This is a genomic window from Sediminimonas qiaohouensis DSM 21189, from assembly GCF_000423645.1.
Lineage (GTDB): Bacteria > Pseudomonadota > Alphaproteobacteria > Rhodobacterales > Rhodobacteraceae > Sediminimonas > Sediminimonas qiaohouensis.
Genome location: NZ_AUIJ01000041.1, coordinates 1 through 11177, shown reverse-complemented (window position 1 = coordinate 11177; position 11177 = coordinate 1). Strand labels below are relative to the sequence as shown.

The window sequence follows — 11177 nt, the reverse complement described above, 5'->3', positions numbered from 1 at the left end:
CACCTTCACCGGCACCGGGCCGATCCCGGTCATGACCTCGCGCTCCGGCAGATAGCCATGGCGCACGAGGCGGGACCGGCCATCTTCGGTCTTGTCATCGGCATGGGAGGCAAGCAGAGCGGCCAGTTCCGCTTCCACCGCCTGCTCGATCAGGCGACGCGCGCCGGAGCGCAGGATATCCGTCAGCGGATCGGGCGAAAATCCCGATGGATCAGGCAATGGCGTGATGGTAGACTTCGTCATGTGGCATATCCCTTTCTCTTCGGAGAATTGACGGCGCGTGAACACCGCCATGATATGCCGCCCCTCAGGGGCCATCACCAACTTTCAACTATATCTCATTCCGGCGACTACCACCTCCCCTATCGACACCAGACAACTGCTACGCCGGCTTGCAAGCTCGCAGGATTCGGTCAGCGCGCATTGCAGCAGTTCCCCCTAACCTTTGACCGAGCGTGTTGCTGGCCCTGAGCGCTATCAGGGGGATAGCACATCACGATGTGTCGCATTGGTATTGGGAGGTTCCAACTGCCGTAAGAGTCTGGCGCCAAAACCCACCCCCCTCGCGGATACCTGCCCCTTCTAGGACATCGAACACTCTGCCAAGGGATCCGGCGATCAGACGGTATACCGGCTTGCAGCCATTCCTCGCGCCGGCGCTGGCGAAGCCACAAACCGAATGGCCAAAACCGGCGGAGCTCCCTGGAACCGCGTGACTTCTCTCGCGATCGACCTTATAAATCCGTTAAAGCCTCTGGCACAGGCGAAAGGAGCCTCTTGTTCGATATGCGTCGGAGGCTCTCATGATCCACCTGAATCACGCCCCAACCTTATCGCGTCCAGTGCTCTGGGCCGTCATGCTGGCCGTCGGTATCTCATGGGGCGCAACAACACCGCTTGGGAAGGTTGCCGTTTCCACAGGCCTGCACCCCATCGGCATTACTATATGGCAGACCTTTATCACCGCTATTGTTCTGAGCTGTGTGGTTTGCGCCACTGGGAGACGATTGCCCGTGAGACTCCCATACCTGCTTTTCTTTCTTTTCCTCGGGTTGCTGGGCACAGCGATACCGCATCCCCTCGGCTATCTCGCTGCCCGCCACCTGCCTGCCAGCATCATTTCAATCGTGCTTGCAGGCGTTCCGATGGTGACAATGCTGCTGACTGCCCTTGTCGGGATCGACCGCCCGACACCGCGCAAGATCGTTGGAATTCTTCTCGGGTTGCTCGCGATTGTCCTTATTGTATTGCCTGACGGCAGTCTCCCGGACCCGACCAAGTGGATATGGGTCGCACTGCCGATACTTTCGGTTCTCAGCTATTCCACTGAGAACGTATGCATTGACAAGATCCGCATGCCGCGGCTCGACCCAATGGTGATCTTGTGCGGCTTGTCCTGGGCAGCGTTCTTTCTGACGGCGCCACTTGCAGCACTGCCCGGCATATGGGTCAATCCATTTCCTCTGGATCATGCCCGACTTTCGGTCATCGTGCTAACGGCGCTTCACATTTGTGCCTACTCCGGCCTGATATGGCTGATCGAAAAGGCTGGCGCAGTTTTCGCCACGCAGGTGAGTTATGTGGTGACAATTTCCGGCGTTCTCATCGCAATCGTGTTCCTGGGTGAGGCTGCCTCACCGATGATCGGCATTGCAACCGCTCTAATGCTGACCGGCCTCACCTTGGTGAGACCACGTCACGTGCAATAGCGCGCGAGCTGTCGGCACAGACCTTCGGAGCAATAGCTTTAGCTCTCAGAATCTTCTGAACCACGTTGCTCTAACTTACGAGTCAGACGACTGATCACGAGCGGCGCACAATCCTTTTGCCTAGATATTTTAGTCAGCCAATATTCGAGATCAACATCCCGTCGCTACCGTGGCCGACTTTCGCACCGCCGTTCCCACGCCTGTTCGTAGCAACGGGCAGGATCGCCGTCACCGGCCTCGTCATCACCCGCCAGCGCCCAGGCACCGCCTCCGGCGTGGTCTTCCTGACGCTGGAGGACGAAACCGGCGTGTCCAACATCGTGGTCTGGCGCAAGACCTACGAGGCCCTCCGCAAGACCGTGATCGCCGGGCGGCTCCTGCGCGTCACCGGCCGGATCGAGCGCGAGGGCCAGGTCACGCACCTGATCGCCGAACGGATCGAGGATCTGTCCCCGATGCTCTCATCCCTTGGTCAGGCGGTTGACACCAATCGGCGCACCGGCAGCATCCGGCCTACTGCCAGGCACCCCAGGGAACAGACCAGGAGGCTGTTTCCGAGCCGGGACTTTCATTGACGGCCGCTTGCCGCGCCTGACGACAACAGTCAGGCCAGCTCATCGCCGTGCTGCCTTTTCTCTACTTCGCCAGCGAATGGCCAGGACTGGCGGATCCGCTTGGGGGCACGCGAGTCTTCCGCCACAAAGCCGCCCGATACAATGGCGGCTTATTCCCGACCTCGTGTCGTGCTATCGCTCTGTCATGGCAAACGACACACAAGGCATCCCTATGAAGATCGCGCGGCAGCGCTTCAAGCTGCGGGTCTGGATCACGTCCAGGCTCTGGGCACAGGTCATCACCGGGATGGTTCTGGGGTTTGGCCTGGGTTTGCTGCTGAGCGAAACCGCGGGATTCGTTCCGCCCGAGATAGCCGAGGTAATCGGACTCTGGCTAGCCTTGCCGGGAAAGATCTTTCTGGCGCTGATCGCCATGGTTCTTATCCCTTTGATTTTTTCGTCGATCGTGGGCGGACTGGCCGGGGCCGGATCGGGCGAGGAACTGCGGTCTGTTGGGCTACGATTGGCTGCATTTATCCTCCTGACCACGACGTTGGCGGCGGCCATCGGCGTGGCGCTGGCCCAGTGGCTACAACCAGGCATGGGGCTTGCCGGCTTCTCCGTTCCCGCAGTTGAACTCGGCCCTTCGTCCCCAACCGACCTCTTGCCCGACAGCCCCGAGCCAAACGCGCAATTGACCTTGCCGGACATGATCGTCGATATCCTGCCATCCAATCCCACCGCCTCGATCGTGCAGGGCGATATGCTGGCGGTCGTGGTGCTGGCGCTGCTGGTCGGGATTTCGGTCACGCAGGTTCAGCGCAGCGTTGCCGCGCCCTTTCTGGCGTTGATGGAAGCCTTGCTTTCGATCTCCATGAACATCGTGAAATGGGCCATGTTCCTGGCGCCGTTTGCGGTTTTCGGGCTGATGGCGCAACTGGTGATGCGCATGGGGTTTGAAACCATGCTTGGGATCTCGGGATACGTGGGCACCGTGCTGCTGGGGTTGGCCGGGCTGTTGTGTCTCTACCTCGTGGTCGCGCTGATCTTTGCACGGGTGACGCCGCTGCGTTTCGTGAAGGCGGCGGGCAGCAACCTGTTGCTGGCTTTTTCAACGTCCAGTTCCTCGGCGGTGATGCCCGTGACGATACAGTCTGCGCGTCAGCTTGGCGTGCCGGAGAGTATCGCCAACCTCGTGGTGCCATTGGGCGCGACGATGAACATGGCGGGCACCGCATTGTATCAGGCGGTTGCCATCCTGTTTCTTGCGCAGCTCGCCGGCGTCGAGCTGACGGCGATACAGATCGGCGTGGTGGTCGGCACACTTGTTGCCTCGAGCATCGGCGCGCCCGGCACGCCGGGCGTCAGCATCGCCATTCTTATCAACGTGGCCACGAGCATGGGCATCCCCGTCGAGGGCATGGTGATAATCCTTGGCGTCGACCGCCTGCTCGACATGTGCCGGACGGCTGTCAACGTCACCGGCGATCTGGTCGCCGCGGTGCTATTTCGCGCGGTTGGGCAAACAGGTGACACAAGCCCAACCTGATATGTAGGGAAATGCTCTCAGCAGCTCTGGCGGGCCACTTATCACACCCAATAGGATACCCAAACGGCAAGCTGTGCGGTGCCAGAACCCATCCCCAGCAATGCAGCCCAACTTGAGACCCACGCGCTGATCGCCCGCCCTTAGGTGACTATGCAAAGGGTATGGATGACATTGATCTCGTCCGAGAATTCCTCGTTGCCGGGAAGATACTTCTGCGGCGGGGTGATATGGGGATTGGCCCAGAGGCCGTCGCGTTCCAGGCGGGCGATCATATCCGGGAAGTTTCGGCCCTCCCACAGGTCGGTGCGCTGCGTGAAGGTGATTGCTCCGCCGGTGCGGACGCAGCGGCAGAGATCGCGCAGAAGCGCTTCGGCGTCTTCGATATAGGTCAGGACACCGATCGACGCGGCGGCGTCATAGGCGTTATCTTTCACGGGGAGAGGAAGGTCCTGCAGGTCGTGGTGTATTAGCCGCGCATAGTCGCCGCGCCGTTCTGCCAAATGCAGGGAAGCGGCCGATATGTCGATGCCATCAACTGTGTAACCGCCGCGCTTGCGCAGGGCACTCGCCAACAGGCCAGTGCCGCATCCGACATCCAGAACTCGTGCGCCATCACCGAGATGCGGCACTAGGAGGTCAGAGGCGTCTTCGGGCGCTCGATACTGCCACTCTGACAGTGTCTCATCGTAACTGTCGGCCCAGTCATCGTAGTAGCTCTGGACGGCACGGGAATCCGTTGTTCCCTGGCGAAGAGATTTAAGAGTAGACGATTGTTGGCCGTGATTGCGTTGCATCATATCCTCCTTGACCACCTCGCTTGGCAGGTGCCTCACATAAGGGCGGTGGTGACACCTTGGTTCTGGACGCTATCGCCGCGCTTGGTAAACGGTCTCGCCCGCCGAAGCAATCCTGCGCTGCGGAACTCCCGATCGAACCGTCAGTCGCTGCGCCAAACGTCATTGGTAGCGATAGGCGGCACATGACCGACCACACATCCCGCACGATGCGTTCGGGCTGCTACGACCTGGCAGCCAGGCAGGCGGCAATTCCCAGTCCGCCAGTCAGCGACGCAACAACCAAAGGATGCGGGCGTGTCTCGTGCTATCTCTTACGTGGAAACGCTGCTCAAGTCCGCTCACCGCCTCGCATGATCACCGCATGCTATCGCAAATCCAGAAGCACGGCGCCCGCACGCCCCGGTGTCATCGTGGTGTCTTGCGCGGCAGCGCAGGCATCGAGCGGGTAAATTGCGTGTATGGAAGGGCGCAAGGCGCCTTCGCCCAGCGCCCGATGCAAACGCGCTATGGCTGCCTGCCTTTCGGGGGCGTGCAGTATGTAGATCAACGTCACATCAATCTTCAGCGCCTTGAAAAGGAACGCTCCGAATGGAATTTGCGGCGTCATGTCCTTGCCAGACCCATAAGCGGCGATGGTGCCCAGAGGCTTCATCACCTCAGCCAACAAGGCAGCATTTGCACCGAATTCAACCTCGACCGCGCGATCGACTCCCTGTCCACCGCTGGCGTCGTTGATCTTCGCGGCCAGGTCGGGATCTGAATAGTCGAACGCGTGATCGGCCCCCGCCGCGCGCACGCGGTCAATGCCCGACGCCGCGCAGGTGGCGATCACCGTGGCCCCGGCCCATTTGGCCAGTTGCACGGCATCATGCCCGACCGCGCCGGCACCGCCGCTGACGAGCAAAGTCTTTCCAGCCACCTCGCCACCGCCAAAGACGGTCTGGGCGGCGGTCAGGCCCGGTATTCCAAGCGTAGCCCCGGCTTCCAGGGACACGCCCTCGGGAAGGGGCACCGCTTGGTCAGCGGGTAGTGCGATGTGGTCAGCGGCGGTGCCAAAGGCGCGCTGCCACTGGCCATTCCAGATCCAGACGGGCTGCCCGACGCGCGCCGGGTCGACGCCGTCGCCAACGGCATCGATCACGCCGGAGCCATCGGAATGCGGGATGATACGGTCAAAGGCAGGTTTGGTCACGCCCGGCCGCGCTCCGGCTCTGGCCTTGGCATCAGACGGATTAACGCCCGAGAATGCGACCCGCACAAGGACCTCGCCAGCGGCGGGGCTTGGGGTGTCAAGCCTGGTTAGTTCGAGCACCTTGTCGGCTGGGCCGAACTTGGTGTAGCTGACGGCGCGCATGATCTGGCTCCTGACGAAGTGACAAAACGGCCTGCCCGGAGCGGCGGGCCGGCGCGCCCCACCTTGACCATATCGTGGCGTAAATCAAGCTATCCGGCGCAACCCTTCACTTGAAAGCGAAGTGAGCGCCTGCAGCGGCGCGACAGCGCACATCCCACCGCGACGGCAGAGGATAGTTGGGCGCTCTTCTGCCTTTGCCTTCTTCGGGGGAGGGCGTATTCGCAGGTGTATGTTAATGATCGCTGCTTGGTGTTGAACATTCAGCCCGACCTACCGAACACCCAAGAGTGCAACCCGTCAGCGCGCAATCGTGCGTGCCCCTCTTGTCGCGCGGGCACTTGAAAAAGATGCTCAAGACAGGTGTCCCAGAAGGTCGCTTCTGCAATCCTCTACGGGCCATCAAAAAATAAGGCACAGTTACGCTGGCCCCGTCGATTCCTGCGCTCAGAGCCGTCCGAAATCCGGGTTGCCTAGATATGGGAGCTTCCGATCGCAGTAGCTGTGCGGCGCCAGAACGCATCCCCATCACGGATACTCGCCCCTTCTAGGACATCGCACCGTGCCATGGGATCCGGCGGTGTGCGACTATCGGGCACTCGAGCCATTCCTGATCCCAGCGCAGCCATTCCTCGCCCGGCGCTGGCGAAGCCACAAAGCGAATGGCAAATCCGCGACGTCACTGTGTTGTCGATCTATGCCATACGACATCATCGTCCATCAAGCATCACCAATGAATCGTCCAACCAATCGTCACGGCACGAGAGGATGGAAGAAATCAACTCCTGCGGGCTTTATCTTGCCAGGACTTCAAGGATCCGATCCAGCTCACCGAGAGTTTTGATCCGGAAAACAGATCAAATCCGCATGTGCGAGCTGTTTCATGGGCTTAAGCGCTGAATGGCGACCGTAGCGCGGCGTTCCGTTCGATGCCCTTGAAGCGAACAGCGTCGATGCCGGGGAATGCCGAAGCTCCAGCCCCGGCTGTTCGAGCAAATCGGCGACGCGCTGCTCCAAGACCCACAGGTTCGGCGGCGAACCAGGCCCCTTCTCGAACATCAGTTCCGCGGCGTTTCCCGTCTTGGAACGCAGGACATATCGCGCCACCTTGTTGCCCTGATGCCCCAACGGATGCTCCATCGCGCATTCGTCCAGTCGCATCAGGCAGGCGCGTCTCAGCTCTTCACGGGTCATGCCGCCAACGCGCTCGTCGCCAGTTTTGTCAAGCGTTCGCGAATAAGTCGTTCCCTATCCGCGACGAACTCAGGCAACTGCCGCGCAGTCCAGAGATCCGGCTTGTAACTGATCATGTGCCGCTCCCTATAGGTATCACTGCGGCTGGTAATCCAAGCGTCAAATGGAATATCTCCTTTCTCCAGATTCTCGTGGCCAGGAAGCAATTGAAGGTTGCCCAAGCGATCGTCGGCTCCAAGAACCTGAAACACACTCTTCGCCAGATCGAGCCCAACCGGGATAATCTGTGACATGACCGTCCTTCTTTGTGGATCATCGCAGACCCACTTTGGCACATCTATGCCGTCGGAGGACGGGGGTGTTCACATCATCAGAGCCCAGGCGAGTCGCCAAGTCTTCTACGGAACGCCGGCGCGATGGAGTCCGTCGAGGAAGAGGTCCAGATGCGCGGGGTCGCGCACGAAGAAGAGCCGCGAGCGCGCGAATTCGCACGAAAATCCGGGACGCGCGCGCATCAGTGCTGGGACATTCGTGCGCGCCGTGATGAGATCCCCTGAATGGGCCAGCCAAGATATCAGTTTGGCGCGCGCCCAGTAGTGCGCGTTCGGCACCAGCGCCGCCCTGCTCGCCCAGTGCACGGCCGCCGCATGGTCGCCGAGGAACATGTGAGCCAACGAGCGATAAGACATGAAAGCCCAGCGAAACGGGTCGTTCGGACTGAGCGCGAGCGCGCGCTCAAAGCTGGGGATCGCTGCCTCGGGCCGGCCGTCCGAGACAAGCGAATCTCCCAATCCGCAATGCGACAGGGCATGGTAGGGATTGAGTTCGAGCGCGGCCTCGAGCGCGTCGATCGCTCGCTCGTAGTCACCGCGTGCCAGTTGCACCCGCCCCAACGCGAAGAAGGTGTTGGCCTCCTGATCATCCAGCGCCGCCGCGCGTTCTGCCAGCCGCAACGCCTCGTCCAGATGGGATTCCTCCGTCGGTCCTTCGAAATAGACGCTTTCAAGCACCATCGCATAGGCCAGACGGGCATGGGGTTCCGCGAAGCCGGGCGCGCGCGCCAGGGACTGACGCATCAGGTCCTGACAACGCCGGTTGCCCGTGGCTGTGAAGCGATAGAACTCGGCAGTGCCGAGCTGGTAGAGTTCCCAGGCGCCCAGGCTGGCGGGCCTGAGCCGCGCGGCGCGCTTCTGTTCGCTGATGCCAAGTTGGCTTGCGACGCGCGCGGCAATGAGGCCCGAAAGTTCGTCCTGAAGATCGAAGAGATCCCGCAGCCGGCGGTCGAACCGATCCGACCATATGCAGCGCAACCCTTGCGTCTCGGTCAGTTGCACCGTCACGCGGACGCGATCCCCGGCGAGGCGCACACTGCCCGTCACGGCATAGTCGGCCCCCAGCCGGTGCAGTATTTCGTCCGGCGGTTCACCCGACCGCCCCAGAGCGAAGGCGGTGTTGCGGGTGACAACGTGCATCCAGCGATTGCGGGACAGAGCGTTGATGAGATCCTCGTGCAGTCCCCCGGCGATCACAGCGCCCCGCCCGTCGTCGCCGGGCGCGGCACAGGGCAGGACGGCGACGCAGGGGGCCGGATTGTCGCGGTGGTCCAGCTCGCCCGGCGACTGCGGCGCGGGATCAGGGGCGAGGGCCGCGTTGCGCAACCTGAAGCCGCGGCCATGGACGGTGGCGATGATTGCCTGGCGTTTGCCATTATCGCCGAGAGCCTTACGGGCCGATCGAATCTGGCTGCTGAGCGCAGCATCGGAAACGAAGCGCCCGGGCCAGAGGTGACTGAAGATCTCGTCGTGCGTCACGGTCCGGCCGCGATTGCGCGCGAGCAATGCGAGCAGATCGAATGTGCGCGGCTCAAGCGCGACGGGCCTGCCTTCGAGGCGTAACTCATAGCGGTCGAAATCCATCTCGAACGGACCGAAGTGCAAGGTCCCGGCTGGTTCTCTGCACGCGCCCGAATCCGCAGCGTCCACAACACCATCAAGCGTGCGTTCAATCCTGGACGCATGCGCACCTTGCCGCGAATTCATCGCTTCCTACCTTTGCGACCCGCCGGGCTTCGCCGGTAAGCCGCATTGCCGACGGATAGGTAAGTATAGCGAATCCCACGCCGCCGCTCAACGCGGGGAGCAGAAAGAGAGCGCTCTGCGCACTCAGTCGCCAGGATTGCGCGCGCTGATCACCCAGGAGGAACTGTCGATTACGATGCCATCTGCATCGCGCACCTGGCGATCGATCGCTTCGGCCATCGCCGCCTCGATTTCGGGCCGCTTCGCCTCCGCCAGGTCTCCGGCCTCGCGGAAGACCTCACCGGCGGGACCGATGGCAAGCTGGAATGCGATGGCGTCCTCGACATCGTCGCCCACGCGCACCGGGGCGTCGACGCGCTCGAATGCAATGTCGGTGTAGCCGGCGATCTCCATCATCTTGCGCACCGTCGCATCGTCGGACATCGAGAATGGGCCGGGGCCGCAAGTGCGCGCATCCTCGCCCGGCGCCGGCAGATATTCCAGCACGATGTCTCTGGCCATCGACAGCCACGGGTTATCGGCCCTGTCGCGCCAGACGATGTGCACCATCCGCCCGCCCGGACGCAGCGCGCGGCGCATGTTGCGCAAACCCGCCACCGGATTGGCGAAGAACATCGTGCCGAAACGCGAGAACACGAAGTCAAATTCTCCCTCCGGCAACGCCACCTCAGCATCGCCGCGCTGAAAGGTCACGTTCGTCAGATCCGTTTTCGCCAGATCGGCCCGGGCATCCGCGAGAAAGGCGTCGCAGCAGTCGATGCCCACCACCTCACCCTCTGGCCCAACGATACGGGCCAGCTTCATCGCCGTGTCGCCCCAGCCGCAACCCACGTCAAGCACGCGGTCGCCCGCCTCGACCGGCAGTTTCGGGAACACCGCCTCGCTGTGATAGGAAAGTCCGCCCACCAGAACGTGGCGGAATCGAGTGAATTTCGGGGCCAGAACCTCGTTCCAGAAGCGGACGAATTCCGTGTCTTCCCGGGGAGCGCCGGTTGCCGTTTCGGCCATACTCATGATTGGATCCTCCGTGCTGAATGTCTCCGGACCGCGCGGCTGAAGGATGCCGAGGCCACATGTTCATTCTATCCAGATCGAGCGATGCAAAGCTTGTCGGAGTCGTGGTGATTTCCTGATGATCAGTCAGGTCGGTCGTGTGCAATCTGTCTCTATATCAGATCGTTGCGCAGTGATCAGGCGTTGTTCAGCCAATAATCAGGAAACAATCAAGCCCGGTCTGGACCCGTCCGCTACTCTTGCTCTGAACGCGCCTTACTTGCGCTGCTGCAAATTCAGGCACGACATCCGATATGGAGGACCAACCGCATGAGACGCCCGATCACGCTTACCGGCCTTGCGACTGCCGTCGCCCTTGCGGGCAGCGCGATTGCTGCCGACGAGATGTTTATCATCCACTCGCTCGAAATGGAACGCGGCGAAGCCGTCGCTGCGATCCGCGAGCATGTCGAGGCTAAAGAAGATTGGCTCTTCCTCGCCGAATTCGGATTAGCGGGCGGCGCGGTGACGGCGCTGAAGGTCTGCTACCTTCCTCTTGGTCCCGATATCGTCGAGGCCGGCCTGCACGTCATGGCGATGATGCCCTGCGGCAATATGGCTTTCTACGAAACCGATGACGGCGGCACCGAAATGTCCATGCTCGATCTCGGTTTGGACCTGTCGCGGTTTGGTGCCGCTCCTTTGATAGCATAATGTGCAGCAAAGGAGACGAACTATGGGCACAGGAAGAACGGATGAATTTCGCAAAGACGCGGTGCGAATTGCACTGACCAGCGGGCTAACACGGCGTCAGGTTGCCGACGATCTTGGTGTTGGGCTTTCGACGCTGAACAAATGGGTGACGGCTCACCGCGACACGGATGTGGTATCAGTCGAAGATCGCGAGCTTGCGCGGGAGAACGAACGGCTTCGGCGCGAGAACCGTATCCTCAAGGAGGAGAGGGATATATTAAAAAAAGCCACCCAGTTC

Annotated in this window: 10 protein-coding genes and 2 pseudogenes; 5 read left to right on the top strand and 7 right to left on the bottom strand. The window is 61.4% G+C overall.

From position 1 onward, the window contains the following. Positions 1 to 243, bottom strand: a pseudogene (locus G568_RS0116975) (IS256 family transposase); the annotation flags it as partial. Positions 244 to 803: 560 nt separating this feature from the next. Here G568_RS0116975 and G568_RS0116970 point away from each other — a divergent pair. The 3 genes and pseudogenes from G568_RS0116970 (at position 804) to G568_RS19325 (ending at position 3812) form a co-directional block, all read left to right on the top strand. Continuing rightward, entirely contained in the window at positions 804 to 1709 is a 906-nt protein-coding gene (locus tag G568_RS0116970) for a DMT family transporter (RefSeq protein ID WP_026759102.1), read from the top strand. 188 nt (positions 1710 to 1897) lie between these two features. Beyond that, positions 1898 to 2284: pseudogene (locus G568_RS20065) on the top strand (OB-fold nucleic acid binding domain-containing protein); the annotation flags it as partial. 184 nt (positions 2285 to 2468) lie between these two features. Continuing rightward, positions 2469 to 3812 carry a dicarboxylate/amino acid:cation symporter gene (locus tag G568_RS19325; protein WP_051203145.1) on the top strand — a complete coding sequence of 448 codons (1344 nt, stop codon included), beginning with the start codon at positions 2469 to 2471 and terminating at the stop codon, positions 3810 to 3812. 140 nt (positions 3813 to 3952) lie between these two features. Here G568_RS19325 and G568_RS0116955 read toward each other — a convergent pair whose 3' ends face one another. The 6 genes from G568_RS0116955 to G568_RS0116930 all read right to left on the bottom strand — a co-directional run bounded on the left by G568_RS0116955 (position 3953) and on the right by G568_RS0116930 (position 10201). Further along, positions 3953 to 4606 (bottom strand): class I SAM-dependent DNA methyltransferase, encoded by a 654-nt coding sequence (locus G568_RS0116955; protein WP_157084452.1) that lies wholly within the window; start codon positions 4604 to 4606, stop codon positions 3953 to 3955. Positions 4607 to 4973: 367 nt separating this feature from the next. Continuing rightward, positions 4974 to 5963 (bottom strand): NADPH:quinone reductase, encoded by a 990-nt coding sequence (locus G568_RS0116950; protein ID WP_026759099.1) that lies wholly within the window; start codon positions 5961 to 5963, stop codon positions 4974 to 4976. 825 nt (positions 5964 to 6788) lie between these two features. Beyond that, positions 6789 to 7154, bottom strand: a complete 366-nt coding sequence (locus G568_RS19320) for a hypothetical protein (RefSeq protein ID WP_245582975.1) — start codon at positions 7152 to 7154, stop codon at positions 6789 to 6791. Beyond that, positions 7151 to 7447: a hypothetical protein gene (locus tag G568_RS0116940; RefSeq protein WP_026759098.1), complete on the bottom strand. Its 297-nt coding sequence runs from the start codon at positions 7445 to 7447 to the stop codon at positions 7151 to 7153. Before G568_RS0116940 ends, G568_RS19320 begins: the two co-directional genes overlap by 4 nt. 105 nt (positions 7448 to 7552) lie before the next feature. Then, positions 7553 to 9070 (bottom strand): winged helix-turn-helix domain-containing tetratricopeptide repeat protein, encoded by a 1518-nt coding sequence (locus G568_RS0116935; protein WP_026759097.1) that lies wholly within the window; start codon positions 9068 to 9070, stop codon positions 7553 to 7555. Positions 9071 to 9316: 246 nt separating this feature from the next. Continuing rightward, positions 9317 to 10201 carry a class I SAM-dependent methyltransferase gene (locus tag G568_RS0116930; RefSeq protein WP_157084451.1) on the bottom strand — a complete coding sequence of 295 codons (885 nt, stop codon included), beginning with the start codon at positions 10199 to 10201 and terminating at the stop codon, positions 9317 to 9319. Positions 10202 to 10516: 315 nt separating this feature from the next. Between G568_RS0116930 and G568_RS19315 the strand changes: the two genes are divergently transcribed. Next, on the top strand, positions 10517 to 10900 hold the full coding sequence (locus G568_RS19315) for a DUF302 domain-containing protein (RefSeq protein ID WP_051203144.1): 384 nt from the start codon (positions 10517 to 10519) through the stop codon (positions 10898 to 10900). 22 nt (positions 10901 to 10922) lie between these two features. Next, positions 10923 to 11177: IS3 family transposase (locus G568_RS0116920; protein ID WP_026759104.1), on the top strand; the 255-nt coding region annotated here is incomplete at its 3' end.